Here is a 25,349-nt window from a genome sequence, read left to right as displayed (position 1 = left end):
GTCGGAGGCTCAATCCCCGACTTCGGCCTTGACTTGGTCGGCGTAGCTGTCGGCCCGGCGGGTGGGTTCCGGAAGCTTGTAGCCAGCGCAGAGGAGGCCCACGAGGTCAGTCGTGGTCTCGGCACCGACGCGGTGGCCCGGACTCACGTAGAGGGGGTTGACGTGGCGGATCTGTGGGTTGTCGTACTGGCGGGACTGGTAGGCGTAGCCGATGACGGTGCCCTCCGGCGCGGTCACGCTGTCGTCGGCCTCGATGGCGACCCGCCCGCCTTCGGGCAGGGGGTCGGCGAGCGACTCGCGGGGCCGACCGCAGAGCAGGTTCTTGGCGACGCCGATTGCGGGCACGTCGAGCATGACGCCGATATGGGTGGCGATGCCCGCCTGCCGGAAGTGGATGCGCCCGCTCCCGTCCACGACCGCGAGGTCCGGCTCGACCGAGAGTGCCTCGAAGGCCGAGAGGATGGCCCCGCCCTCGCGGAAGGAGAGCAGGCCCGGAATGTAGGGGATGTCGGTCGGTTCGACGGCGTGAACGCGCTCTACTACCTCGTCGCCGCGCGTGGCGACGATGGCGCTGACTGCCTTCTCGCCGTCGGCGGTGAACGCTTGGTCCACGCCAGCGACGACTGGGGGTTCGGCGTCTCCGGGTTCGGAATCGGTGTCTTCGCCGAGATTGGCCTCCTCGCCGAGCGTGGTCTGGGTTCCGCCGGAGGAGCCACCAATCGCTCGGGGGTCGAACGCGAAGTCGTCCTCGAAACGGGCCTCCTCGGCGAGGTCGAGTTGCAACTGTTCCATCTCCGCGCGAGAGAGCGCGGGGTCGGGCGCGAACTCCGGATGGACTGGTGTCATTGTCGATGGAAGGGAAGAAGAGCGCGAGGAATTAGAATCGTCCGCCCGGACCACCCGGGCCACCGGGACCGCCCGGCCCGCGGCCGCCGAACCCGCCGCCGGAGCCGAGTTGCTGGGGGGCGCGGCGTTTGCCCTTGACGTGCTTGCCGTAGGCGAAGCCGATGAGGAGGCCCGAGAGGTGCGCGAAGTGGGCGATACCGCCCGAGACCGGGCCGAGGCCGCCGATAACCGACAGCAGGGCGTAGCCGCCGGTCAGCACCCAGATGGGCATCGGAATCGGCGGGAAGATGAGCATCACCCGGAGGTTCGGGTTCAGGATGGTCAGCACGCCCATGATGGCCATCACGGCACCGCTCGCGCCGAGGACGCCGCCGCCAGCGGTGCCCAGCGCCATCGCGGTCCCGATTTGGCTCAGGCCCGCCACCATCCCGCTCACGACGAACAGGGCGGCGAACTTCTTCGAGCCGATGTATCGCTCGACCGGCGGGCCGAAGAAGTACAGCGCGATGCTGTTACCGGCGATGTGGAAGAAGCCGAACGGACTGTGGGAGAACACCGACGTGACCCACGTCCAGACGTACTCGACGTTGCTGGCTTCGAGGACGAACAGCATCTGGAAGAGCTGGGCGTTCTGGAGGACGTGCAGGACTATCACCTCCGCGAGGAAGGTCAGCCACATCAGGCCGAGGAACACGTAGGTCATGTTCCCGCGGAAGTAGCCCAGCGGACCGCCCGCGCCGGTGTTCACGCCGAGCGAGCTGGCGATGCCGCCGGAGCCGCCGCTCTGGTCCACGTTGTCGTCGAAGCCGCTGTCGAACACGCCGTCCGGGTCGTTCCACTGGTTGAGTCCCGGGCAGTCGTGACTTTCGGGGAGTCGGTGGGACGAGCAGTAAGTGCCGCCGCAACGTCGGCAGTTGTACGGCATGTTCTCGTGTTCGCCACACTCGTCGCACTGCGCCATTGTCGGTTCCTTGGGGTCCGGACCTGAAAGGGATTTGGGTCCTTGGCGGCCGCTCCGCGGTGACGGAACCCGGAACCGTATCTGTCGGCAGAGCGACTCATGAACGCTCCCGTGAGTTCTCCCGAAGGTTCCACTCGGGCCGCGTCGCCGCGGCCAGCGCGCTCGCGGCGCGCCGCGAGCGCGCGGACAGTCAGAGACATCTTTTAAATCGGTAAAGAAATATAGATATACGTTTACGACAACAGAACAATTCCCTGCGCTCTCAGCTATCGTCCAGCGAGTACTCCATGAACTTCCACTCGTCGCGGATTTCCGGCGGCGCTTGGCTCTGGTCGTAGGGCGGGATGTACTCGAAGCCGAGGTCCTCGTAGAGCGCCCGCGCCGCCTCCAGATACGGTCCCACGCCGAGGAGCAGCGTCTCGAATCCGTCCGCTCGCGCCCCGTCGAGGACCCGCTCCATCAGTCGCCGACCGAGGCCCTCGCCCTGCCGCGACGGGACGACGTAGAGGCGCTTGACCTCGGCGGTCGTCTCGTCCAGTCGCTTCAACTGGACGGTGCCGACGATTCGGTCCTCGTCGCTGTTTCGGCTCTCGTCGCTGTTTTGGCCCTCTTTGCCGGTTCGGCTCTCTTCGAGCGCCAGAAACAGCGGGTCGCCGATTTTCGCGTCGGCGAGTCGGTCGAGGTCCGACTGGGCGGCCTCCGCCGCGTCGAGTCCGTCGAGCGCGTCGAAATGCTCGACCGCCAACTCGTCGGCGAACTCGTAGTACTCGACGAGGAGATTGCGTAACTCCGGTTCGTGGCCGTTCAGGCCGGTTCTGACGACAGAAACGCCGTCGGTTGTCATATCGGGACCGACTCGCGCCGGTCGCTTAAAATTCGGGTTCGGGTCGAATCTGTTGGAACAGCGACCGGCCTCACGACGCCCCCGCGTTCGGAACCTCGGCCCTACTCAGCCGCAGAGCCGCGAGAGCGTCGTTTCGAGCGCCTCGGCGGCCGCCTCGACTTCCGAAATCCGGACGTACTCCCGAGGAGCGTGCGCCACCGCGCCCTCGTCGTCGGCCAGCGCGCCCGGCCCGAACACGACGGTCGGAGCCGTCTCGGCGAAGTACGAGGCCTCCGTCGCGGCACCGAAGGGCCGGACCTCGCCGCCGCTGGCCTCGCGGAGTTCCCGGACCGCGGCAGAGTCGGCAGGCGTCTCGAACGCCGCCAGAAACGGCGTCTCGCGCTCGGCCAGCGTCACCTCGACTTCGACGCCCTCCGGCGCGTGGTCGCGGAGATGGGCCGCCAGCGCCTCCCGGAAGCCCTCGGCGGTCTCCGGCGGAATCGACCGCCGGTCAACCACGAACGAACACTCCGCGGGCACCTGATTCGTCGCGGTTCCGCCCTCGATTGTGGTCGGGACCAGCGTCGAGTCGCCGAGCAACTCGCTGGGGTCGGGCCGGTCCTTGCGGTCGTCGAAGGAGTCGAGCGCACTCGCGGTTGCACCGCTCGTTCGAGGCGTCTCCGACGCCTCGCGGAGTAAGTCTCCCGCGGCCCGGACCGCGTTGACCCCGGACTCGGGTTCGGCGGCGTGGGCGTTCGCCCCCCGGACTGCGACTGTCGCCTGAAATCGCCCCTTGGCGGCGTTGCAAACGTCGAGTTCGGTGGGTTCGCCCACGATGACTGCGTCGGGGTCGGGGGTCAGTTCGAGGGCGGCCGCGCCGGTCGAGTCGGTCTCCTCGTCGGGCGTAATCGCCAGCGTCACCCGACCGCGTTCGGGCGGCGAGGAGAGAAACGCCGCGAGCATGGCGGCGAGCGGTCCTTTCGCGTCGCAGGAGCCTCGGCCGCGAATTTCTCCGGAGGATTCGTCGCGCTCGAAGGGGACGTGGGGCGGCACGGTGTCGATGTGGGTGTTCAGGACGACGTGGGGTCCCACGCGGCCCGAGTCCCGAACCGCGACGGTGTTTCCGGCGTCGTCCACCTCGACCGAGATTCCGCTCTCGTCGTCCTCGGCGTCTGCGTCTGCCCCCTCCAGCGTCTCCACCAGCAGGTCGCGCATCTCGCCGACGTCCTCGTGGGAGGGCGTCTGAACCGCGCGTTCGAGGAAGGCGATGGGGTCGAAGCTCATGCTGAACTGACTTGCGGTGTCACGCTTCGCTCACGTGCCACGGGTCCGGCGTCGAGGCCAACTCGCCCTCGAACTCGCGCTCGACCGGGCCGGTCAGGGTCGCGCGGCCGTCTCGGAATCCCACGTCGAGTCGCCCGCCCGGCGGGTAGACCGGAATCTCCTCGTCGGTCGTCCGGCCGAGTCGCCGGGCCGCGACCCCGATTGCGACCGCGCCGGTGCCGCAGGACTGGGTCTCGCCCTCGACGCCGCGCTCGTAGGTTCGCTGGTCGTACCCGCCGTCGTCGCGCGGGGAAGCGAAGGTGACGTTCGCGCCCTCGGGGAAGACCTCGGCGCGTCGGACTGCGGGCGCGACCGCTTCGAGGTCCACGTCGTTCACGTCCTCGACGAACGCGACTGCGTGGGGGACGCCCGTGTTCACCGCGGTGACTTCCAGTCCCTCCACGGTCTCCTCGACCAGCGGGTCCTCGCGGCCCGGCGCGAGCGGCACGTCGCCCGGCGAGAACGAGGGGGAGCCCATCTCGATGGTGACCTCGCCGTCGCGGAGTTCGGCCCGGCGGGTTCCCGCCTGCGTGTCGAGCATGATGGCGTCCGCGCCGGTCTGCTCGGCGGCCCACTTGGCCGCGCATCTCGCGCCGTTGCCGCACATCGCCGCGGTCGAACCGTCGGGCTGGACCAGCGTCATTACTACGCGAGGCGGCGAGAATTCGGGTTCGAGCGCAAGAAAGAGTGTTCCGTCCGCCCCGACCGATTCGGTCTGTTCGTCTCGCTCGCTGACGCCGTCGCGTCGGTCGCACACTGTTCTGGCGAACGCGCCCCGGTCTGGGACGTACTCGTCTGCGTCTACTACTACGAAATCGTTGCCGGTGCCGTGGTACTTCTCGAATTCGATGCTCATTGGTGTCGCTCCAGTTCGACCGCCGTCACGTCCGCAATCGTTTCGCGTCGCCGCGCCAGACTGGCCTCGTCGCCCGAGAGGACGACCGAGGCCGGGCGGGGACGGGAGTTGTACTGACTCGCCATCTCGTAGCCGTAGGCCCCCGCGTTGCCCACCGCGAGCAGGTCGCCGCGGGCCGGGTCGGGAAGCCAGTAGTCGCCGAAGGAGTCGCCGCTCTCGCAGACAGGTCCGGCGACCGTCACCTCGCGCTCGGGACGAGGTTCGCAGTCGCCGGGACCGCCGTCGGCCGAGAGGTTTCGAATCTCGTGGTGTGCGCCGTAGATGGCGGGCCGGGCGAGGGCGGTCATTCCCGCGCCGACGCCGACCACGACGCCCGAGGGCGTTTCCTTGACCGTGTTGACCTCGGTCAGCAGGACCCCCGCGTCGGCCACGAGGTACCGACCGGGTTCGACCGCGAGGTCGGCCGCGGTCTCGCCGAGGGCCTCGCGGGTCGCCTCGGCGACCGCGTCCAAGTCGAGTGGCTCCTCGTCGGGGGAGTAGGGAACGCCGAAGCCGCCGCCCACGTCCACGAATTCGAGGTCGAGGCCCCGCGACTCGACTTCCCGAGCCAACTCGCCCATCCGACCGACGAGTTCCCGGTGGGCCGAGAGGTCCTCGCCGGAGATGCCGCTCCCGGCGTGGGCGTGGATACCGACCACGGAGAACTCCTCGGCGGCGTCTTCGGCGAGGTCAGCGGCCCGGTCGAAGGGCACTCCGAACTTGGCGTCCGCGCCGGTCGCCACCTTCTCGTGGTGGCCCGCGCCGACGCCGGGGTTGACGCGCAGGCAGACCCGACCCGAGTAGCCCCGGTCGGCGAGTCTGTCGAGGGTGTCCTCAGCGCCCGCGGTGATGGTCAGGTCGGGGTGGTCCGCGGCGAGTTGGACCGCGACGTCGAGGTCGCGGGCCGGTGGGTTGACCGCGGTGTAGTGGACCCGAGAACTCTCGACGCCCGCGTCGAGGGCTCGCGCCAACTCGCCCGCCGAGGCGCACTCGATTCCGGCACCCTCGTCGGCGAGGGCTTGCAGGACCGGTCTGGCGGTGTTGGCCTTCGCGGCGTAGTAGATTTCGGCCTCGGGGAAGGCCGCGGCCATTCGCCGGTAGTTCTGGCGCACGCGGTCCAAATCCAGCACGTAGAGGGGCGTTCCGTGTTCGTCCGCGAGGTCACGGAGCCGACTCGCCGACCAGTCGGCGAGTCGGCGGACCGGCGGATTTCGGACCTGCGCGGCGCTCATTCTCGCAGGGCCTCCTCGCGCTCGGTCGCTTCCAGCGTCTCGGCCTCCACGTCCATCGCCACCACCGCGGGCTTGTACGCCCCGCCCTCGAACAGGTCGTGGTCGCCGACCGACGACTCCACGAACCGGGTGAACGCCCGGCGCTCGGGCGGGAGGCGGCCGTAGTGAATCTCCTCGTCCACGAGGTCGTAGACCGGGATTCGGGGCGTGAGGAGGGTGTTTTCCCCGACTATCGAGTTCTCGCCCACGACGAACCCCGAGGTGACTCGGCACCCCGCGCCGAGTGAGGCCCCGTCCTCGACGACCACCGGGGCGTCCTCGACCGGTTCCAGCACGCCGCCGATGAGGGTGTTCGCGCCCAGTTTCACGTCCGCGCCGATTTGGGCGCACGACCCGACGGTGTCGCAGGAGTCCACGAGCGTCCCGTCGCCGACGTGCGCGCCGACGTTGACGAAACTCGGACTCATCATGATACAGTCGGACCCGACGTAGGCTCCTCGGCGCAGGACGGTGCCGTCGGGGGTGTTTCGGGTGCCGCGGTCGGGCAGGTCGCCGGTCTCGCGCAGGGGAAGCACGTCGTGGTAGGTCACGTCGCCGTACTCCCGCCCTTCGATTTCCCTGAGGCCGAAGTTCAGGAGGATGCCCTGCTTGACCCACTCGTTGGCGACCCACTCGCCGTCCCGCTTCTCGGCGGCCCGGACCTCGCCGGATTCGAGCGCGTCGAGGAAGGCCTCGAGAGCGTCCAGTTCGTCGCGGCCCGCCGAGTCTGCGGTGATGTTCCCTTCGTCGTATCGGTTCCACAGGTCCTCGATTTCGGACTGAAGGCTCATCTACTGGCCACCTCCCTCGGCCACCTGCTCGCCTGCGACGACTTGCTCGAAGTCGTACCAGCCAGGTTCCCGGTCTGCGAGCCAGACCGCCGCGTCCAAGGCCCCCTCGGCGAAGACGCCGCGGTCCTCGGCGCGGTGGGTCAGTCGGACCTCCTCGTGGTTGCCAGCCAGCAGAATTTCGTGTTCGCCGGTGATGGTCCCCGCCCGGCGGGCGTGGACGCCGATTTCGCCCTGCTCTCGGGGGGCCTCGCCCTCTCTACCGTGGACGCGCTGGCCGGAGTCGGCGCTGGCGTCTTCTCTCGCGTTCTCGATGGTTTCGAGGATGGTCTTGGCGGTCCCGCTGGGAGCGTCTCGCTTCCGGTTGTGGTGGGTCTCGGTGACCTCCACGTCGTAGCCCGGCAGGTCGGCGACCGCCGACTCGACCGCCGAGAGGAGGGCCTGAACGCCTCGGCCGAAGTTCGAGGCCTTGAGGACCGGGGCGTACTCGGCGAGTTCGCGGAGGGCCTGCTCGCTCTCGTCGTCGAACCCGGTCGTGCCGACCACGCTGGCGACTCCGGCCTCGGTGGCGACCGCGACGTAGTTCTGGCTGCTCGCGGGACCGGTGAAGTCCACGAGCGCGTCGGGATTGTGGTCGGCGAGGAGTCGGTCGAACTCGCGGGCCGGTTCGACGGGGACGCCCGCAATCTCCTCGCGCGCTTCGAGGTCGTCGGGCGCGCCGCGGTTGACCGCGAACGCGGCCTCCACGTCCTCGCGGGAATCGGCCGCGTCGAGGACTGCCCGACCCATCTGGCCGGTCGCCCCCGTGACTGCGACTGAGACGCTCATTGGTGTACTCCAATCTCGTGCTCTTCTAACTCTCCGAGGATACCCGCAAGTTCTGCGCGAGGCGCTTCCGAGAGGCGCGTCAGCGGCGAGCGCAGGTGCGCCGGGCCGTACTCCCGAATCTCCATCGCCTCCTTCACCGGGATGGGGTTGGTCTCGGCGAACAGCGCGCGGAACAGCGGCGCGAGGTCCTCGTGAATCTCGCGGGCCTCGCCGACCTCGTCGGCCAGCGCGGCCTCGACCATCGCGGACATGCGCTCCGGTTCGACGTTCGCGGCCACGCTGATGGTCCCGGTCGCGCCGATGGAGAGCAACGGGAGCGTGAGGAAGTCGTCGCCCGAGAGGACCGAGAACTCCTCGTCTCGGGTGCGCTCGATGACCTCGCCGATTCGGTTCAAGTCGCCGCTGGCGGCCTTGTAGCCCTGAATGTTCTCGTGTTCGGCGAGCGAGGCCGCGGTCTCGACCGCGATGTTTCGGCCCGTGCGCGACGGGACGTTGTAGACGATTTGGGGCACGTCCACCTCGTCGGCGATGGTCCGATAGTGGCGCTCCATCCCCTCGGGCTCGGGCTTGTTGTAGTACGGCGAGATGAGCAGCAGAGCGTCGGCCCCGGCGTCGGCCGAGCGCCGGGAGAGTTCGAGCGCCTCGCGGGTCGAGTTGCTGCCGGAACCTGCGATGACGGGCACGTCTACCGCGTCCACGACCGCTTCCACGACTTCGACGTGTTCGTCGTGGCTCAGGGTCGCGCTCTCGCCGGTCGAGCCGACCGCGAGGAGGCCGTCCACTCCCGCGTCTGCGAGTCGCCGGGCGTCTGTTCGGAGCTGTTCGAAGTCGATGCTGTCGTCGGATTCGAAGGGGGTCGTCATCGCCGGGTAGACCCCGCTGAAAGGTTCGGTAGGCTGTGTCATGGTGGGTGGTCGGTCGGTTGGTGGTCGGATACGTGCTTTCGCGCCGGTTGTCGATTCGAGGCTGAACGGTGAAATCCGAAAAACGAGTGCGGCCCGCGACGGGTGTGCTACGCCCGCCTCAAGCCTGTCGGTAATCGCGTTTTGTGCGTTTCAGCCCCGCAAAACCGACCGACCCACCGCTGGCCGACGAGACGAGCGCGGCCGCGGTGTGGTCGGAGTGCATATGCGACCAACACACTCACTCGGACTTAATCTTTGCGCCGAGCGCGATACCTGCCGAACGTCGGCGAGAATTTGTTTAGTCGCAGAAAAGTACAGAACCCCAGTAGTTACTGCTTCTCAATCGCTCGTCGTACGAGGTCCCGGAACGCATTCTAGAGGGTCGTCGGTATCGAGACTGGATTCTCTGTCGAGTAGCAAACGGGCCATCCGCCGAATCTCGGCTTTTCCGACCGCCTCGGCGAGATACTTCGCCGTCTCCTCTCGGGTTCGCTGTGGTAACTCGAACGCCGAAACGTCTTCCTCGGAGCGGAGTCGACCTCGAATTTCTCTTCGAATCGATTCAACGTTCTGTACGCGATGGACGACGAGACCCGCCAGTTCGTCCAGAAGTTGGCGTCGAGAGAGTTCGAAGAGAGTCGCTATATCGAGCGTATTATGCTCCAGATTTTCGAGATACTGATACACGGCCCGCCGAAGCTTTCGGTTCGACGCGGCTTCGAGCGACTGGTCGTCGATTTCCGAATCCGAGCGAGGCCGTCCTTGGTTTCGCGCGTACTGCACCCACTCTTCGTTTTCGTCCCGAAGATCGACCGTAACGGAGGATTGCTCGTCGGGCATGAGTGGGTCTCTTACCGTAATATATCTCTCGTGTAGTCTTATAGGTTTTGCTCAGATTCGGCTCTTTCCAATCTTGCTCTCTAAGTCGTCCTCCCAGTCGTTCGGCAGTTCGCTCGCTTCTCCGACGACATAGTGGACGATCGGTTCTATCGTCTCGGCGAGTTCGTACTCGTCCTCGGCGAGCGTCTCGTACCAGTCGGCGACACGAGAGACGCCGGGGTCGCTCGTGATGCGTTCGTCGTCTTTCGCCAATTGTCGTATCGAATCGACGTAACAGAGATGCTCGGGCCTCGTGAACGTCTCTTTGACGGCGACAAAATCGAACAGCGGCGTTCGTTCTCCATCGACGTACAGGTAGATGTCGTCCGGTGAGACGGTCCCGAACTCGTCGCCGAAGACGCGGTATTCGGCGTCACGCTCGGCAGGGGTTCCGCCCTGTCGGTGCTTGGCAAGATGGTCGGCCGCGATGGCGATAGCGGTGCGCGGAACGTCGAGTCGAAAGACGAGCGAACTGTAAAACGACCCGAACGACTCCGAGGCCGTGAAATTCTTGAGGACGTTTGCAGGCATTTCGTACTTCGGTCGTGACTCTGCACGGAGCGTCCGAGCGACGAACTTCGACGCGTGCCGCGAGAGTCCGCGATACACGGTCAATTCCGAGCCCTCCTGCTGATCGAGAAACGCCTGTGTCACGCAGTAGAGGTCTCGGGCGACTGCACAATCGTCGGGATTGGGTTGGTACGTCGGCGGCTCCTCTCCGCGAACTTCACACTCGACCTCGAACGTGTACTTGAACAGGTGTTCGTGATGCTGTGGATAGTCGTACTCTTTCGGGTTCGATGAGACCTTCCAGCGGTAGTGGGGGTCGAGGACTCGACAGACGTTCTCGTGGTCGTGAACCTCGCCGAGCGCACTCAGGAGACGGCACTCTTCGGCGAAGGACAGCACCTCGTACTCCTCCCGGCCGTTAGTGTCGCAGAACTCTGCACGATACGGTAGCGATTCCACTTCGGTGAGGTCTAGTCCGTACTCGGTCTCGTAGTCTGTGTGGTCGCTGCAATCGCATCGCGGATTTAGCACACTAACGGAGGAGTTCGCTGTGTCTGACACGGTTCTTTCTTTCGGGCGGATAAACGTTTGGGACTGTATCTTTACGTTACGATGTCGAGTATAGCACTATCTCCCCGTCGCTGAAGCGCCGTCTGAACCGCGGTTTTATCTTTCCGCCGGTCGAACGCGTGATTAATGCTCGTTCTCGGAGACGCTCACGCCGACGACCCCGACAACCGGCGCGCGCTGTTCGCCGCCTATCGGGCCGCCGACGCGGACGTGGCGTTGCAGTTAGGCGATTTGCTTCACTACGACCTGCCGATTCCTACCTACTTCATCGCGGGCAACAACGAGGACTTCGACACCATCGACGCCCTGCGACACGGCCGCGTCGAGAGTTCCGGCGTCACGAACGCCCGCCTCATCGTCGGCGAGGCCGTCGAAGTCGAGGGCCTGCGCATCGCCGGTCTGTCGGGCAACTACGCGCCGACCCAGTACGAACGCCCCCGACCCAACCTCCACGGCGAACGCAGGCGACACTTCGTCCGCGACGACGTGGAGGCGGTCAAGCAACTGGAGGAGGTGGACGTACTGCTGACCCACGAAGCTCCTCACGGCCTGCCGGTCTCGGAGGACTACGAGGTCGGCTGTGAGTACATCGACGAACTCCTCGAGGCGGTCGAACCGCGCCTCTGTCTGGTCGGCCACCACCACCAGCACGCCGAGATGGCCTACGACGACACGCGCGTCGTCAGCCTCGCGCCGGTTCAGGAGCGGTACTACCGTCTCGATCCCGAGACGCTGGCGTTGGATTCGTACTCGACGCCGCCGTCATAGACAACTCCACGTTTCCTTGAGCAATCAAAACGTTTTCTTAGAAATTGGTTTGATTGCCTAGGGAGTATTCTGGCGAGCCACAGCCCTTACCTCGATTCCCGTCGGTTCTCCGCCGATGCTCGTCCTCGGAGACGCCCACGCCGACGACGCCGACCACCGCCAGTCGCTGTTGGCCGCCTACCGGGAATCGAATGCCTCGGTCGCGCTCCACACCGGCGACCTGCTCTACTACGACCTGCCGGTTCCCACCTACTTCGTCGCGGGCAACAACGAGGAGTTCGACGCCATCGACGCGCTCCGGCGCGGCGAGGACCCCGAGGGGGTCCGGAACGCCCATCTGCTCGCCAGCACCGTCGCAGAGGTCGAGGGCCTGCGCATCGCCGGTCTGTCGGGCAACTACGCACCGACCCAGTACGACGAGTCCCGCGCGGACCTCTCGGGCGAGCGCCGCCGACACTTCGTCCGCGAGGACGTCGAACGCCTGAAACAGGTGGACGACGTGGACGTCCTCCTGACCCACGAGGCCCCTCACGGCGTCGTCTACTACGGCTACGACGCTGGCTGTGAGCGAATCGACGAACTCCTCGACGCGCTGAATCCGGACCTCTGTCTGGTCGGCCACCACGAGCGCCACGTCGAGGCCGAGTACGGCGACACCCGCGTCGTCAGCCTCGCGCCCGTTTGGGAACGGTTCTACGAACTCGATTCCGACACGCTGGAGCTGACCGACTACGCGACGCCGAAGGAGTGAGTAGACCGAGGAACCCTCTCAAGCGCGCCTCCGGCGCTTCTGAGGCGGTGACGCCGGGTTGTCGGGAGCGAAACGACCGACAGCTCGTCAGAGCGGCGCTCTGACGGTGTTTTCGTCAACGTTTTCCAGCGAGGGAGGCCGAGAATCTTCGATTCTCGACCGAGCGAGCGCAGCAAAAGGTTGGTGGGCATTTTTATCATCGGAGGTTCGAAGCTTCAGTTATGACGGAAATACACCCGCATCAGCGGGTCGCGGTTCTCGCGGACGCGCAAAACCTCTATCACACGGCCCAGAGCGTCTACAGTCGGAATATCGACTATTCGGCCCTGCTGGAGAAGTCGGTTCAGGACCGCGAGTTGACTCGTGCCATCGCGTACGTTATTCAGGCGGATAGCCCGGACGAGGAGCGCTTTTTCGACGCGCTCGGCGACATCGGATTCGAGACCAAAATCAAGGAACTCAAGACGTTCGGCGACGGGTCGAAGAAGGCCGACTGGGACGTTGGGATGAGCCTAGACGCCGTGACGCTTGCCAACCACGTCGATACGATTATCCTCTGTACCGGCGACGGCGACTTCTCGCGGCTCTGTTCGCACCTCCGCCACGAGGGCGTGCGGACAGAAGTCACTAGTTTCGAGGAGTCTACGTCCGAAGAACTGATTCAGGCGGCCGACGCCTTCGTGGACATGTCCGAGCGTCCCGACACCTTCCTGCTCTAACCGGCGAAGTCGGCGAAATCGGCGACTTAGACCGGGCGGCCGTCTTCGTCCGCGGTACCGCTCAGGAGCGCGCCTGCCGCCATGACGAGGACGCCGACGGCCGACGCGAGGTAGGTCGGGAAGGTCTGGACGGTTGCGAGCGCGAAGACGACGAGGCCAGCCACGAAGACGAGGCCGAGGCCGAGGTTTGCTTTCATCGTAGTCGTTCGTAATCACTCCAAGACTATAAATCAAACCGTACCCGCCGAGGAATCTTATTATTAATCATTAAATTGTTCCCCGGTATCAGGGGTAGTGTTATCAACACACAATACTGCGGTTCCTCACACCGCAACCCGAAGAACGAAGCCTTTTCGCCGGGCGACGCCAACCTCCGAGCAATGAGTACGAGCGACGACGGCGGCGTTCCGGACGACCTCCCGCGACTCCGGACCGTGGCCGACTACCAGTTCGGGGCGGGCGTCGGCGCGGCGCTGTTCCCCGACGACGAGCGCCTCGAAATCAAGCGGTCCTCGTCGGGCCGACCCCAGCAGGTCATCGCCGACGAGGGCCGACTCGTCACCTACGGCACCGACGGTCGGTTCACCCTCGGTCTCGCTGGCGGTCAGCGAGTCGCGGACGCCCTCGACGCCCCGGCGGGCCGGGTCGTGGTCGGCGACGAGAGCGAACCGTTCGTCCGCGAGGGCAAGAACGTCTTCGCCAAGTTCGTCTCCGCGGTCGGCCCGGAAATCCGGCCCGGCGACGAGGTCGCTATCGTCCACGAGGAGGGCGCGCTCCTCGGGGTCGGCCGGGCGGAACTCTCCGCCGACGCGATGGCCGACTTCGACACCGGGATGGCCGTGATGGTCCGCGAGGGCGCGGACGGCGAGTAGTTCGGTCTCGCCGCCGGAGCGCCGTTCCGCTCGACCGGTATCCCGGCCGCGAGCCACGATTCGTCCCGCACTTCTCCCGACCCGTCTCGAAACGTCGCGCTCCCCGAGACCAGATACGTCCCCGCGAGCGCGGCGTCGTCGGCCCCCATCCGGACCGCGAGCGTCTCGCTCTCGCCGGGCGCGAGCGCCGGAACGTAGAATCCCGCCGCCGACTGGCGGTCGAGTCGCGTCCCGAAGTAAATCGACCCGTTGTCCGCCGAGAGCCTGACTCCCACTTCCGAGGCCGTCTCGCTCCCGACGTTCTCGACCGCGAAGCGGACCGCCTCGCTCTCGCCCGGCGAGAGCGACTGGTTCGGCAGGGCCGAGAGCCTGAGCCGCGGGCGACCCTCCACGACGAGCGTCGCGGCCAGCGTCTCGGTTCTAGTCCGGACGACCACCGACTCGTTCGGTCGGACGAACCCGACGTAGGAGTAGGTCACCGCGAACGGGACCCGGTACCGGCCGGGCGGGAGCGAGTCGCCGACCGCAATCCGGAACTGGACCGGCCCCGTGACGCCCGCCGGGACGGTGCCGACCGACACGCGCTCGGTCAGAAATTCGAGTTCGCCTGCGAGTCGCCCGCTGAACTCCTCGGTCCGGGGCCGAATCGACACGTCGAACGCGGTCGTGACGCGCTCCTCGTCGCGGGGGTCGCCGCCCCGGAACACGCTGGCGTCGTTGACGAGGTACGCCGAGAGTGTCGCCGTCTCCCCGGCCTCGACCCGGTTGTCCGGAATCTCGACCGACAGGTTCGGTCGGCCGACGATGGTGCCCTGTCGGTCGCGGACGTCCTCCTCTTCCGCCATCGCTCCCTCCTCTCCCATCGTCTTCATCTCCAGCGCGGGAACGGCGGCGGTCGCTACCAGCACCGCGAGCCAGACCGCGAGCGCAGTCGCGGCCCATCGTCGGGCCATACCGTCTCTCTCGACGGCCGCGACAAGAAACCTGTCGGCGATTCGGGAGGCGGTGGCGTCGCGGGAAGGTCGCTTCGCGGGGCGACGATTCGACCGGCCGGACGCGACTGGTCCGCCAACCTTATTTCTTCACGCTCCGACGAGTTGAGTATGTTCGGAGGAGGCGGCGGAGGGTTAGACCCCCGCAAGATGAAGCAGATGATGAAGCAGATGGGTATCGACGTGGACGAACTCGACGCCGAGGAAGTCGTCATCACGAAGAGCGACGGCGAACAGCTCGTCTTCGACAACCCCGACATCACCGTGATGGACGCCCGCGGTCAGGAGACCTATCAGGTCGTCGGCGAACCCGAGACCCGCGAGGCCGGTGCTGGCGGAGCCAGCGCGGTCGAGTCGGGCGAGTCCGACGAGGCGAGTGACGCCGGAGCGTCCGGCATTCCCGACGAGGACGTGGAAATCGTCGCCCAGCGGACCGGTTCGACCGAAGACGACGCGCGTGAGGCGCTCGAAGCGACCGACGGCGACCTCGCGGCCGCAGTCGAGCGGTTAGAGTGACGGTCCTGCTGGTTCACGGCGACCGGGAGTACCTCCGGGAACCCGGCGAGGAGCTACAGACCGACCTCGGCGTGCTGGAGGTCCCCGAGGACGTCGAACACGGCCAGACGCTCGAAACCCATCTGGGCGAACCGTTCGAGGTCCGCAGACTGCGCGGCCCGGACCTGTTCAACCACTTCGAGCGCACCGGCGCGCCGATGATGCCCCGCGACGTGGGCCTCATCGTCGGCCACACCGGCATCGCCGCGGGCGACCGCGTGCTGGACGCCGGGACCGGAACCGGCGTCCTCTCGGCCTATCTGGGCCGGATGGGTGCCGAGGTCACGACCTACGAGCGCGACCCCGACTTCGCCGAGGTGGCTCGCGGGAACATGGAGATGGCCGACGTGGCCGACCGAGTAGACGTGCGGTCCGGCGACGTGACCGAGGAGGTCACGGACGACGACGCTCGGACCGACCTCGGCCAGTTCGACGTGCTGACTCTCGACACCGAGGACGCCCCGACAGTCGTGGCCCGCGCCCCCGACCTGCTGGTCCGCGGCGGCTTCCTCGCGGTCTACTCGCCCTTCGTGGAACACACCCGCGACGTGGTCGAGGCGGCACGCGAGGCCGGACTCGACGACATCGAGACTCTCGAAACCATCCAGCGCCGGATGGACTTCGACGACCGAGGCTCGCGGCCCTCGACCGCGGGCGTCGGCCACACGGGCTACCTGACGTTCGCGCGTCGGCCCTGAATCGGGTGTCAATCACCACCTGTTCTCTCGTAGGGAGCGCGAAGTCGCGCGAAGCCACGGCATAACAAAGCCGACAGCGGTCGTTTTCGCCACGACACCCCCATGTCAGCGACTCTTTCAGTTGCACTCCTCGTTCGCGGTACCGACGTACCCGCGTGGCAGGCCAGCGCCGTGGAAGCGATGCTTACCCGGACCGACGCCGACGTGACCCACGTCGTGATGAACGCCGAGTCGGGCGGGTCCGGCGGTCTCGGCCACTACCTCCAGCGCGTCCGCGAGTACCCCCTCTGGACCCCGGTCGGCGCGGCCTTCCGATTCGGCGAACGCCCGGCCTTTCGCGAACCGGTGGACCTCGAAGACATCGCGGGCCTCGGCGAACCCGAGACGCTGGCGGTCGAACCCGAACCCGCCCCGGACTTCGGTAACGTCCTGCCCGACCACGCGGTCGAGACGATTTCCGAGGCCGACGTCGCCATCCGATTCGGGTTCGGCATCCTGAAAGGCGACGCGCTCGACGCGCCGAACCACGGCGTCCTGAGCTTTCACCACGGCGACCTGCGGGAGTACCGCGGGATGCCCTCGGGCTTCTGGGAGTTCCTCCACGACGAGGAGACCGCGGGCGTGACTCTCCAGCGCCTCTCGGAGACCCTCGACGGCGGGGAAATCGTTGCCTACGAACCGGTGGACATCGCCGACGCCCCGACGTGGACGGCGGTCCGGCGACGCCTCTTCGCGGTCTCGGACGACGTGCTGGTCAAGGGCATCAGAAACGTCCACAAGGGCGTCGAACCCCAGTCGCCCGACGACCTCGGCGACCTCTACTCGCTCCCCGAAGGCGGCGACGTGCTGAAGTACGTCGTCAAGGAGGGCAAGGGCCGAGTCCAGCAAGTCGTGGGGTAGCGCGGCGCAAGTCCTCAACCAAAAACCGCTACAGCGAGCCGAAGGCTCGCGCACTAGTCTCCCGTCACGCTAGCAGTTCTACCGCGAGCGAACGAACGTGAGCGAGCGGACCAAGGAATCCCTCGAAGGCCGGGCCTCCGGCCCGGCCTGAGGGGGTGACGCAGGGTTTTTCCCCAAGTTTTTGCCAGCGAGGGAGGGCGAGCGCCTACGGCGCTCGCCGACCGAGCGCAGCAAAAAGTGGCTAGTTGTCGTCCTCTCGCCACTTGTGTTCGCACTCGGTACAGATGAAAAAGCGCGTCTCGCTCTCGTCCGCGGCGCGAATCTGTTGCATGTACCACTGGGCGCGGTCGTTGCCGCACTCGTCACAGAACTCCATTGTTGTCACGGCGTAGCCGACGCGACAAGTTAAGTACGGTGTTTCGTCGGTTCGGTTCGGCGCGCTATCCCTCGCCCTCCGACTGGTAGGGTTCGCCGACCGCCTCTCGCGGGAGCGTGTTGTTGATCTCGTCGCGTAGCTCCTCGAAGGAGTCGAACTCCTCGGCGGGCGTGTCCGAAATCAGTTCCCCCAGATTCGCCTCCCCGTCGGCGAAGGTTACGGTCGTGTCCTCGAACGACTCGGCGGCGACCTCGCGCTCGACCGGGTAGGAGAGGTCGGTCAGGACCGAGTCGAGTCTACTGAGTTTGACTTCTCGTGACATGGCATTCGGTACGACGGACCATACCTTAGGTGTTGTCGGCAGTTTCTCGGGCGGTCGGAGCAGAGAAAATTTGTGGCGCGCGACCGAACCAGGTGGTATGACCGAAGTCGTCGTCGCTGGCGGTGGACTGGCCGGACTCGTCGCGGCGCGTCACCTCGCCGACGCGGGCGCTGACGTGCGACTGTTCGAGCGACACCGGGACCTCGGGGGGCGCGTGCGGTCGCTCCGCCAGGACGGGTTCGTCTTCGACCGGGGGTTTCAGGTGCTGTTCACCGCCTATCCGGCGGCAGAGCGCGAGTTGGACTTCGACGCGCTGGACCTGCGGTACTTCAAGCCCGGCGCGGTCGTGGCCCGGCCCGACCACCGCTCGACGCTGGCCGACCCCTTCAGGGACGTCGACGCCGCGCTGGAGACCGCCCTGAACCGGGACGTGACGTTTCGGGACAAGCTGAAGGTCTACGAACTCCGTCAGGAGTTGGCCGACAAATCCGACCGCGAGATTTTCCGGGGGTCCGACCAATCGACCCGCGAGTACCTCCGCGAGCGGGGCTTCTCCGAGAAGTTCCTCCAAAACTTCGCCGCGCCGTTCTACGGCGGCATCACGCTCGACAGGGGGCTGGAGACCTCGAAGAAGGTCTTCGAGTTCACCTTCAAGATGCTGACGGTCGGGCGCATCGCGGTCCCCTCCCGCGGGATGGGGGCGATTAGCGAGCAACTCGCCGAGAACGCCCGCGAGGCCGGGGTCGAAATCGTGACCGACGAGACCGTGACCGACCTCGACGCCACCGGCCCCGACGCCACCGGACCCGGTGGTTCGGGCAGAGCCGAGGTCGAACTCGGCCGAGAGTCAGCGAGCGCAGACGCGGTGGTAGTCGCCACCGACCCCAAGCAGGCCCGCGAGCTGACCGGCGTCGAGTCGATTCCGACCGAGGCGAAGGGGTGTGTCACCCAGTACTTCGCGTTCGACGGGCCGGAACTCGACTGCGGCAAGCGCCTCCTGCTCAACGCCGAGGAGGACGCGCCGAACCAAATCGCCCAGCTCTCGTCGGTCGCGCCGGAGTACGCGCCGGACGACCGCAACCTCCTGAGCGCGACTTTCCTCGGGGTCCCCGACGACCCGGACGAGGACCTCGCCGCCCAGACCGTCCGCGCCCTCGACTCGTGGTACCCCGAGCGCCGACTCGACGTAGACCTCCTGCACACCAGCAGGGTCGAGTTCGCCCAGTTCGCCCAACCGCCGGGGATTCACGACCGCCTGCCCGACGTTCGCGCCCCCGACGGCCCGGTCTATCTCGCGGGCGAGTACACCGACGCCTCCTCGCTGAACGCCGCGATGATGAGCGGTCGGACCGCGGCGAAGCGCGTGGCCGAGGACTTCGATTTGGACTTCTGAGGGCGTGAGAATCTAGCGAACTACCCTCTCGAAATCGGCCTCACTTTCTTCACTTCGGCGCGCGCTGGCGTGCCCTCCGTGGCACGCCATCGTCGCGCGAGGGATGAGTAGCGCAGGAGCAAAGCGACGAGGCTTGCGAGACGCTTTGCGTCTCGCTGATCTGCGAACGTGGTTCGCAGACAACGCAATCGGGTGGGGAGGGTGTGGTCCGCGGTAGCGGTGGCGGTGCTGTGCGGTAGACTCCTCGGCTCAAGCCTGAAGCTAGCTTCCTCTCGGGTTCCTCTTCTCCCGAGCAGAATCCGCCAAACGCTCCTCACACTCTGAATCCGCCAAACGTCCTGACAACTCCCCGAAGAAAAGCGGGCGTCTCCGCCTCCAACTCACAACATCCGCCGAAACTCGCCGAGAGGAGGAAACGAAAGCGCGTCCCCACTCTCGGAATCCCACACGACCGGCCGGAACGCATCCGCGTCCGTCACGAGCGGCGACTGAAAGTCCCGCGCCCACATCCCGTTGACCGTCGCGCCGGGCGCGAGGCGGTTGAACGCCGGGAGCATCACCACGTCCGCACCCCGAAACGCACCCGGCCCGTAGAGCAGGCAGGGGTGGCGCTTGCCCTCGATTTCGATGGCCGGGTGGTCGTGGCCGACGACGTAGCGGTCGGCGTCGGCCTCGGGGTCGGCGTGGCCGTGGTGGACGACGGTGTCGCCCAGTCGGTACTCCTCGGCTGTCGTTACCGACCCCGAAGGTACTGCACCGCCGTCCAGCACCGCGTCGAGCATCGAATCGTGATTTCCGCGGACGACGACGAGGTCCGCGCCCGCCTCCTCGGCGGTCTCGACCAGCGCGCCGACCGTCTCGCGGACGCCCTCGGGCACGCCGTCGAAGGCGTGGAGGAGGTCGCCCGCGACGACGACTTGCGCCGGGGAGAACGCCGCCAGAAGCGCGGCGAGTCGCTCGGTCAGGTCCGCGCGCTCGCCCAGCGGGAGTTCGACCGCCGACTCGGCGTCCCGGCCGACGTGGAGGTCCGCGACGACCAGCGCCTCCTCGGTCGGGAGGTAGACCGCCCGGTCGCGGAACTGTGCGTCCATCGGCGCGGGGTTGGACCGCCGCGGCCTTGCCGGTTGCGGTCCGGGCGAGCGCGGTCGGAAAGGTAGTGGTCGAGCCGCAGAGAAAGAATTACAATTTCTAAGAACAGGTTTCATTATTCTAAAGAAACCGTTTCGTTTCTAGCTTCGATAAATCCCAGTCACGTCTGCGAGCCAACTGGTCGGTAGAGCTAAGTGCGTGTGTAAAGCAGACTTTACTGTAAAGCGTGCTTTACGTCACGCGCACCCGAAACCATCCATGACCCGAACGCAAACCTCCGGACGGAGTCCGCTCGACCAGAAGCGCCGGTATCGACAACTGATGTACGGGTTCGTCTTCGGGGGCGTCGCCGTCGCCCTCCTGCTCAGGGAGGTGCTGGGCTACCCGCTGGTCAGCGAGGCCGTCTACTGGGTCGGCATCCTCGGGTTCCTCGCGGTCTGGCAGGGCACCTCGCTGACGCTGTTCGACGAGCGGGACCGCGCGCTCGAACGGAAGGCGAGCCAGCTCACCCTCAAGTTGTTCGCGCCGGTGTTGGTCCTCGCGGCGTCGGCCGCCCGCGTGGTTCCGAAGGTGACGGCCTACACCGTCCCCGAAGCAGTCTGGCCCGCGCTCTACGGCTTCGTCGCGCTGTACGCCACGTTCGGCGTCGTCTACCTCGCGCTCCGCTACCGGCCATGAAGAACGAGATTCGGGAGCGACGAGACGCCGCGGGGTTGAGTCAGGCCGACCTCGCCGAAGCGGTCGGCGTGACCCGCCAGACCATCAACGCCATCGAGCGCGAGCGCTACGACCCCTCCATCGAACTCGCGTTCAAGTTGGCCCGACACTTCGACTGTCACATCGAGGACCTGTTCGACCCGGAACTCGGCGGCGAAAACGGCGAGTCAGCGTAGCGTCCTAAATCGTGTCCTCGGGGTCGTGTTCCGCGGCCATCCGCGAGGCCTCGTCAGCGTACCGTTCTTGCAAGTCCGACTCGTCCACGCGTTCGAGGTCATCGGGCGAGACGTCTTTGGCGGCGGTCACGGTGTCCACGTCCACGGCCTGCGACGCGAGTTCCCGCCGGAGGAGTCGGTCTCCCTCGGGCGTCGCGTACTTGAGGACGATGAGGTCGCGGTTGTTGTACCCGCGCTCGACTAGCCAGACGCGAACGTCGTCTGTCTCGGTTGGCACGGGCACACGAACGAGAAACGAGAGTTTAGTCGTTTGGCCCGGTCGAGGAGGCACGCCGAAGAGACTCGGCGAGAAACGCCTCCCTGCTCGAAATCCCGATGCCGCCGAACCCGTCGAGCGCCCGGAGATGGGCGTCGTCCGAGACCACCCGCTCGGCCCCGACCGCCAGCGCGCACTCCAGAACGGCGTCGTCGTCCGGGTCCTCGGCGGCGTCCACCGAGGCGGCAGGTTCGACCACGCGGGCGAATTCCGCGACGCGTTCGACTGCCTCGGCCCGGCTCTCGGCGGGGAGCGCCAGTCGGTCGTATTCGAGGACGGCCGCGAATTCTTCGAGGAGCGCGGGCGAGACCGCGACTTCGAGAGCATCGGCCTCGGCCAGCGCGACGCAGACCGGTGGCTCCTCGGGGAAGGCGAGTTCGGCGACCAGAACGTTGGTGTCGAAGACGACGGTCGGCGATGGGAGGGCGGCCGGAGGGAGCGATTCGCGCGCCACGCTACGCGTCGTCGGCGAACAGGCCGTCGAGCAGGCGCTCGAAGCGGTCCACGAGGCGCTCGGGGAGCGAGGGTTCGACCGCGTCCAGCAGTTCGACGGTGCGCTCGGGATTCGTGAGTTCGAGCGTCACCCGGTTGGCGTCGTCGCGCTTCTTGCGGACCACGTCCTGTTCCACGAGGTGGTCTACGTGCCACTCCAGCGTGCTTCTGGCGATGCCGACCCGGTCTGCGACCGCGCTCGGTCCGTCGGGACCGTGTTCGAGCAGGTCGAACAGCACGTCGCGGGAGGTCTCCCGGCGGACGAGCGCGAGGAGGCCCCGCTCCCACGGGTCCAGTTCCGGCGGGTAGTAGTGAGTCTGGCCGTAGTACTGCTCCTCGACCACCGAGTCGGCCTTCCGGAGGCGTCTGAGGTGGTACTGTACCTGTCCCGGTGCCAGATCGAGGTCCCGAACCAGCGCGTTGAAGTGCTGGCCGGGGTGGCGTTCGATGTGCGAGCGAAGTGTGTCTCGTGTCGTCGTGGTCACGTCAGGTTCCCTCCGAGGTACTGCGGCGTTCGACGCTCCGGGCGTAGTAGACCGCGCCGATGACGAGCGACGCCATTGCGAGGTCGAGTCCGTGTTCGAGCAGGTGGTGCGAGGAGTCAGCCAGCACGCCCGTCATCGAGAGCGCGGCCACAATCGTCCGGGCGAACAGCGCGAGTAGCGCCAGCGCCACGAGGAAGTACGACCGCGACCGGCGGCGCGCGAACACGGCGAGCGCGAGGCCCGCCAGAATCGCCGTGGCGAGTCCGGCGACCGACAGCACGGCCGCCAGCCACGGGTCGACCAGCGCGGCCGTCGCCTCGGGGTGGACCCCACTCATCTATCGCCGAGTAGGGAGTCGAGCCGAATTAAGCGTTCGATTCGGAGGGTCTCACCCGAACCCCATCCCACGCGCCGAACGCCGACGTTTTTAACGCGCCGCCCGACAGGTCAACACATGGCCGACGTTCTGGAGAACAAGCGGGCCGCGACGAGATTTCGCATCCTCGCGGAAATCGCGGACCGCCAACCCGCGGTGAGTCAGGGCGAAATCGCAGAGGCGGTCGGCGTGACCAGTCAGGCCGTCAGCGAGTACATCCGGGCGCTGGTGGAGGACGGACTGGTCGAGAAGGAGGGCCGCTCGCGCTACACCGTCACCAAGGAGGGCGTCGATTGGCTCCTGCAGGCGGCGGGCGACGTGCGCCGGTACGCCGACCACGTGACCGACGACATCCTCGGCAGCGTCCAAGAGGAGGCCGCCATCGCCACCGACGACGTGGCGGAGGGCGAGGCCGTCACGCTCTCGCTTCGGGACGGCCTCCTGCACGCCACGCCCGGCGAGGAGGGTCCGGCGACCGGCGTGGCGACCACCGACGCCGAGGCGGGCACCGACATGGGCGTGACCGGGTTCGAGGGCATCATCGAGTTCGAACCCGGCACCGTCACGGTGTATCAAGTGCCGCCGGTTCGGTCCGGCGGGTCGGGTGCCGCCGACGAGGAGACGCTGGCCGAGGCCTGCGAGTCGGCCGACCTCGTGGCCGCGACAGGGGTCGAAGCCGTGGTCGCGCTCCGAAACGTCGGGTGCGAACCCGCGACGACGTTCGCCGCGGGCGAGGTGGCCGCCGAGGCGGCGGGCCGGGGGTTGGACGCGGTGGTCGTCGCCACGGCGGACATCGTCGGCCGCGTCACCGACGCGCTCCGGGACTGCAACGTGACCTACGAGGTCTCGGAACTCGGTCCCTGATTTCAGGAGAAGGCGTAGTTTCTTTGCTGTCGTCCACCCCGGTTTCTGTCCGCTATTCTCGTCCTTCGTCTTTGTCGGTGTCCTCGTCGAAGTCACCCTTGAACACCGTCTGTCCCTCGAAGCTAGGTTTCTCTTCGTCGTCAGTATTCTTGCTCATGGGAGCTAGTAGCGTAGAGTGAGTGATATAATTTGGGTACTATCTACATTAGTCGGTACTGTCTCTATCATCAGTCTCGCCGTCCTCCTTACTTCCACACCTATCGGATACCTCACTCAGTTTTTCTCTCACTCGGTTAGGGTAAAACTGAGAACACAACCCTCCGAGCCAACCGAGAAATCGCTTTTGTGGGTTGGTTTCCCGATACCACCGCTTTAACTGTCCTCGTAAGCCACTAATCTTTACAATGACGGCAAATACCACTCCTACTCCCAAATTCGTGTACCACGGGAGCGAATTGCGGTAGATCTCAATTGCACCGAGAAAGAAGTAACAAATAGCCATCACAGTTGCGAGTAGCGTAAGAGTGAACAAGAGGGCATTCTGGACGTTTGACCGATAGTTTTGAGAAATCCACGAACTGTATTCCTCTGCCAGACCTTCTTCTACAAGTGTATATTTGTAATCTCTGTTCAGGATATTCTCTGTAATATCGTCGGAACTCACGCCTATCTCTTCGCTCGTTGAAGTGTACGTAGCCGAAGCTAGGACCGTCGCCGTGAATAGAAGAACCGCCCCGAATTTGGTAAACGGATTGAGTATTGCCGTCGTATCAGCTTCGTTAGCTTGAACAGCAATAGAGACCCCACTAACGATGATTCCAGTAAGTACCACGTTCGCTCGAAATATTTGCATCGCCTTCTCGTCAATATCTGAGAGAGTTGCCGCTTGCTCGCTTAATGTCTCGCGTGCCTCCTCCCGAGCTAACTTTGCCCTCTTTAAACGGTCGTCGTCCGACATGTCCCTTCTTTTCCATGTGTGGTTTAATAGTCATTCGGTATGAAATACGGCAGAAATATGGTCCGAGTCGTTTTGTATAGTTTTCTCGTTCTCGATTAGAATTCTAATCGTTTCTTTGTCTCTTTTATTACTGCCTAGCTCACCTGATTTTTCGCCGCGGTGTAGGCCTCGCGGACCTGCTGGAACTCCTCGCGGTCGCCGCCGTGGTCCGGGTGGACCTCCTTGACCTTCTGGCGGTAGGCGCGCTTGACCTCCGAGAGGGTCGCGCCCCGAGACACGCCGAGGACGGCGAACGCCGCCTCGGTCGGGTCGAGTTGGTCCTCGTCGTCCCGAATATCGGGCGTCTCGAAGGGCAGGCGGTCGCCCAGATGCATCCCCGGCATCTCGTGTTCCACGAGGACCGCGAAGGTGGACGAGCGCTCGATGCGGAAGTAGGCCCGCGCGTCGAAGGTGATGGCCACGTCGCGCTCGGGGAGATAGAACGCGACGTGCTGGCCCTCGACGAAGTGGTCCTCGGCGAACTCCTCGCCGATTGTCGAGAGGTACTGGCGGATTTCGATGCGCCGCCGTCCCTCACCGGTCGCGTGGGTCGCGGTGGGGGTCTCGCTCGGGTAGAGACGCGCCCCGGCCACGAAGATGACGCCGATGAGGACGCCGACGCCGACCGACAACCAGAGGCCGACCACGAGCCATTCGGGCAACACAGGGACGGCTACGGACCGTGTGGTAAAGAAACTCTCGCCGGTACCGCTCGCCGGTTTCGTATCGACCCGGGGACAAGATTAATATCCGTCGGCTTAGATTCATCGTGTTTAGTTAGTGGAATTGTGCCAGACGGCGAACGCTTGCAACCATGTTTCAGCAGTTGCTGGTTCGACATGGCTAAAACAGTTACTGAACGATGAGGTTCGTCGTTTTACCTCGCGGAAGA

General features: G+C 65.9%; 31 protein-coding genes and 2 pseudogenes. 12 read left to right on the top strand and 21 right to left on the bottom strand.

From position 1 onward, the window contains the following. Positions 1–9: 9 nt before the first annotated feature. From EPL01_RS11430 to dapA, 9 genes are all read right to left on the bottom strand, one after another. Positions 10–846, bottom strand: a complete 837-nt coding sequence (locus EPL01_RS11430) for an endonuclease V (RefSeq protein ID WP_135825405.1) — start codon at positions 844–846, stop codon at positions 10–12. Between the two features lie 31 nt (positions 847–877). Further along, positions 878–1,807, bottom strand: coding sequence for a rhomboid family intramembrane serine protease (locus EPL01_RS11425; RefSeq protein WP_135825404.1), 930 nt, complete (start codon positions 1,805–1,807; stop codon positions 878–880). Between the two features lie 262 nt (positions 1,808–2,069). Beyond that, a complete protein-coding gene (locus EPL01_RS11420) occupies positions 2,070–2,651 on the bottom strand; it encodes a GNAT family N-acetyltransferase (protein ID WP_135825403.1) in 582 nt (193 codons plus the stop codon). A 105-nt stretch (positions 2,652–2,756) separates the two neighbouring features. Beyond that, entirely contained in the window at positions 2,757–3,914 is a 1,158-nt protein-coding gene (locus tag EPL01_RS11415) for a M20 family metallopeptidase (RefSeq protein WP_135825402.1), read from the bottom strand. Positions 3,915–3,933: 19 nt separating this feature from the next. After that, positions 3,934–4,809: a diaminopimelate epimerase gene (gene dapF / locus EPL01_RS11410; protein ID WP_135825401.1), complete on the bottom strand. Its 876-nt coding sequence runs from the start codon at positions 4,807–4,809 to the stop codon at positions 3,934–3,936. Beyond that, positions 4,806–6,080 carry a diaminopimelate decarboxylase gene (gene lysA / locus EPL01_RS11405; RefSeq protein WP_135825400.1) on the bottom strand — a complete coding sequence of 425 codons (1,275 nt, stop codon included), beginning with the start codon at positions 6,078–6,080 and terminating at the stop codon, positions 4,806–4,808. The genes dapF and lysA overlap by 4 nt, the downstream gene beginning before the upstream one ends. After that, positions 6,077–6,910, bottom strand: coding sequence for a 2,3,4,5-tetrahydropyridine-2,6-dicarboxylate N-succinyltransferase (locus EPL01_RS11400; RefSeq protein ID WP_135825399.1), 834 nt, complete (start codon positions 6,908–6,910; stop codon positions 6,077–6,079). The genes lysA and EPL01_RS11400 overlap by 4 nt, the downstream gene beginning before the upstream one ends. Then, on the bottom strand, positions 6,911–7,735 hold the full coding sequence (gene dapB / locus EPL01_RS11395) for a 4-hydroxy-tetrahydrodipicolinate reductase (protein ID WP_135825398.1): 825 nt from the start codon (positions 7,733–7,735) through the stop codon (positions 6,911–6,913). Continuing rightward, entirely contained in the window at positions 7,732–8,640 is a 909-nt protein-coding gene (gene dapA, locus EPL01_RS11390) for a 4-hydroxy-tetrahydrodipicolinate synthase (protein ID WP_135825397.1), read from the bottom strand. The genes dapB and dapA overlap by 4 nt, the downstream gene beginning before the upstream one ends. 579 nt (positions 8,641–9,219) lie before the next feature. Here dapA and EPL01_RS11385 point away from each other — a divergent pair. Then, positions 9,220–9,516, top strand: coding sequence for a hypothetical protein (locus EPL01_RS11385; protein ID WP_135825396.1), 297 nt, complete (start codon positions 9,220–9,222; stop codon positions 9,514–9,516). 15 nt (positions 9,517–9,531) lie between these two features. Here EPL01_RS11385 and EPL01_RS11380 read toward each other — a convergent pair whose 3' ends face one another. After that, positions 9,532–10,488, bottom strand: coding sequence for a hypothetical protein (locus EPL01_RS11380; protein WP_168215885.1), 957 nt, complete (start codon positions 10,486–10,488; stop codon positions 9,532–9,534). Between the two features lie 237 nt (positions 10,489–10,725). Here EPL01_RS11380 and EPL01_RS11375 point away from each other — a divergent pair, with 237 nt between their 5' ends. From EPL01_RS11375 to EPL01_RS11365, 3 genes are all read left to right on the top strand, one after another. Then, positions 10,726–11,367, top strand: coding sequence for a metallophosphoesterase family protein (locus EPL01_RS11375; protein ID WP_135825394.1), 642 nt, complete (start codon positions 10,726–10,728; stop codon positions 11,365–11,367). 115 nt (positions 11,368–11,482) lie between these two features. After that, the gene (locus EPL01_RS11370) at positions 11,483–12,118 is read left to right on the top strand and encodes a metallophosphoesterase family protein (RefSeq protein ID WP_135825393.1); all 636 of its coding nucleotides are present in this window, start codon (positions 11,483–11,485) and stop codon (positions 12,116–12,118) included. A gap of 221 nt (positions 12,119–12,339) precedes the next feature. Continuing rightward, positions 12,340–12,837 carry a LabA-like NYN domain-containing protein gene (locus EPL01_RS11365; RefSeq protein WP_135825392.1) on the top strand — a complete coding sequence of 166 codons (498 nt, stop codon included), beginning with the start codon at positions 12,340–12,342 and terminating at the stop codon, positions 12,835–12,837. A 26-nt stretch (positions 12,838–12,863) separates the two neighbouring features. Here the strand turns inward: EPL01_RS11365 and EPL01_RS21625 are convergent, their stop codons facing one another. After that, entirely contained in the window at positions 12,864–13,034 is a 171-nt protein-coding gene (locus EPL01_RS21625) for a hypothetical protein (protein ID WP_168215884.1), read from the bottom strand. Between the two features lie 183 nt (positions 13,035–13,217). Here EPL01_RS21625 and EPL01_RS11360 point away from each other — a divergent pair, with 183 nt between their 5' ends. The 4 genes from EPL01_RS11360 (at position 13,218) to EPL01_RS11345 (ending at position 16,854) form a co-directional block, all read left to right on the top strand. Further along, complete coding sequence (locus EPL01_RS11360) at positions 13,218–13,709, top strand: PUA domain-containing protein (RefSeq protein WP_135825391.1); 492 nt, start codon at positions 13,218–13,220, stop codon at positions 13,707–13,709. 1,103 nt (positions 13,710–14,812) lie between these two features. Next, positions 14,813–15,217 (top strand): nascent polypeptide-associated complex protein, encoded by a 405-nt coding sequence (locus EPL01_RS11355; RefSeq protein ID WP_135825390.1) that lies wholly within the window; start codon positions 14,813–14,815, stop codon positions 15,215–15,217. Next, positions 15,214–15,954, top strand: a complete 741-nt coding sequence (locus EPL01_RS11350) for a tRNA (adenine-N1)-methyltransferase (RefSeq protein WP_135825389.1) — start codon at positions 15,214–15,216, stop codon at positions 15,952–15,954. Before EPL01_RS11355 ends, EPL01_RS11350 begins: the two co-directional genes overlap by 4 nt. A gap of 102 nt (positions 15,955–16,056) precedes the next feature. Further along, positions 16,057–16,854 carry a formyltransferase family protein gene (locus EPL01_RS11345; RefSeq protein ID WP_135825388.1) on the top strand — a complete coding sequence of 266 codons (798 nt, stop codon included), beginning with the start codon at positions 16,057–16,059 and terminating at the stop codon, positions 16,852–16,854. Between the two features lie 241 nt (positions 16,855–17,095). On the opposite strand, the pseudogene EPL01_RS11340 reads toward EPL01_RS11345, so the two are convergent. Then, positions 17,096–17,221 (bottom strand): annotated as a pseudogene (locus EPL01_RS11340) (RPA12/RPB9/RPC11 RNA polymerase family protein); the annotation flags it as partial. 73 nt (positions 17,222–17,294) lie between these two features. Further along, a complete protein-coding gene (locus EPL01_RS11335) occupies positions 17,295–17,552 on the bottom strand; it encodes a DUF5789 family protein (protein ID WP_135825387.1) in 258 nt (85 codons plus the stop codon). 97 nt (positions 17,553–17,649) lie between these two features. On the opposite strand from EPL01_RS11335, the gene EPL01_RS11330 reads away from it, so the two are divergent. After that, positions 17,650–18,945, top strand: a complete 1,296-nt coding sequence (locus tag EPL01_RS11330; RefSeq protein WP_135825386.1) for an NAD(P)/FAD-dependent oxidoreductase — start codon at positions 17,650–17,652, stop codon at positions 18,943–18,945. 380 nt (positions 18,946–19,325) lie between these two features. Here the strand turns inward: EPL01_RS11330 and EPL01_RS11325 are convergent, their stop codons facing one another. Further along, positions 19,326–20,036, bottom strand: a complete 711-nt coding sequence (locus tag EPL01_RS11325; protein WP_135825385.1) for a metallophosphoesterase — start codon at positions 20,034–20,036, stop codon at positions 19,326–19,328. Between the two features lie 256 nt (positions 20,037–20,292). On the opposite strand from EPL01_RS11325, the gene EPL01_RS11320 reads away from it, so the two are divergent. Both EPL01_RS11320 and EPL01_RS11315 read left to right on the top strand, forming a co-directional pair. Beyond that, entirely contained in the window at positions 20,293–20,712 is a 420-nt protein-coding gene (locus tag EPL01_RS11320; RefSeq protein ID WP_246045682.1) for a DUF2178 domain-containing protein, read from the top strand. Further along, on the top strand, positions 20,709–20,927 hold the full coding sequence (locus EPL01_RS11315; RefSeq protein WP_135825384.1) for a helix-turn-helix transcriptional regulator: 219 nt from the start codon (positions 20,709–20,711) through the stop codon (positions 20,925–20,927). Before EPL01_RS11320 ends, EPL01_RS11315 begins: the two co-directional genes overlap by 4 nt. A 4-nt stretch (positions 20,928–20,931) precedes the next feature. Here the strand turns inward: EPL01_RS11315 and EPL01_RS11310 are convergent, their stop codons facing one another. The 4 genes from EPL01_RS11310 to EPL01_RS11295 are packed head-to-tail and all read right to left on the bottom strand — an operon-like array spanning position 20,932 to position 22,557. Next, a complete protein-coding gene (locus EPL01_RS11310) occupies positions 20,932–21,204 on the bottom strand; it encodes a DUF7967 family protein (protein ID WP_135825383.1) in 273 nt (90 codons plus the stop codon). 25 nt (positions 21,205–21,229) lie between these two features. Further along, positions 21,230–21,697: a putative toxin-antitoxin system toxin component, PIN family gene (locus tag EPL01_RS11305; protein ID WP_168215883.1), complete on the bottom strand. Its 468-nt coding sequence runs from the start codon at positions 21,695–21,697 to the stop codon at positions 21,230–21,232. Between the two features lies 1 nt (position 21,698). Next, positions 21,699–22,220 carry a winged helix-turn-helix transcriptional regulator gene (locus EPL01_RS11300; RefSeq protein WP_135825381.1) on the bottom strand — a complete coding sequence of 174 codons (522 nt, stop codon included), beginning with the start codon at positions 22,218–22,220 and terminating at the stop codon, positions 21,699–21,701. A 1-nt stretch (position 22,221) separates the two neighbouring features. Then, positions 22,222–22,557, bottom strand: coding sequence for a DUF7471 family protein (locus tag EPL01_RS11295; RefSeq protein WP_135825380.1), 336 nt, complete (start codon positions 22,555–22,557; stop codon positions 22,222–22,224). 117 nt (positions 22,558–22,674) lie between these two features. On the opposite strand from EPL01_RS11295, the gene EPL01_RS11290 reads away from it, so the two are divergent. Beyond that, complete coding sequence (locus EPL01_RS11290) at positions 22,675–23,460, top strand: DUF7839 domain-containing protein (RefSeq protein WP_135825379.1); 786 nt, start codon at positions 22,675–22,677, stop codon at positions 23,458–23,460. Positions 23,461–23,665: 205 nt separating this feature from the next. Here the strand turns inward: EPL01_RS11290 and EPL01_RS11285 are convergent, their stop codons facing one another. The 3 genes and pseudogenes from EPL01_RS11285 to EPL01_RS11275 form a co-directional block, all read right to left on the bottom strand. Then, complete coding sequence (locus tag EPL01_RS11285; protein ID WP_135825378.1) at positions 23,666–24,418, bottom strand: hypothetical protein; 753 nt, start codon at positions 24,416–24,418, stop codon at positions 23,666–23,668. Between the two features lie 134 nt (positions 24,419–24,552). Further along, entirely contained in the window at positions 24,553–25,119 is a 567-nt protein-coding gene (locus EPL01_RS11280; protein ID WP_135825688.1) for a J domain-containing protein, read from the bottom strand. 111 nt (positions 25,120–25,230) lie between these two features. Further along, positions 25,231–25,349 (bottom strand): annotated as a pseudogene (locus EPL01_RS11275) (IS6 family transposase); the annotation flags it as partial.

Origin of the sequence: Halorussus ruber (assembly GCF_004765785.1) — an archaeon.
In the GTDB taxonomy this organism is placed as follows: domain Archaea; phylum Halobacteriota; class Halobacteria; order Halobacteriales; family Haladaptataceae; genus Halorussus; species Halorussus ruber.
This window is presented reverse-complemented; position numbering and strand designations above follow the sequence as displayed.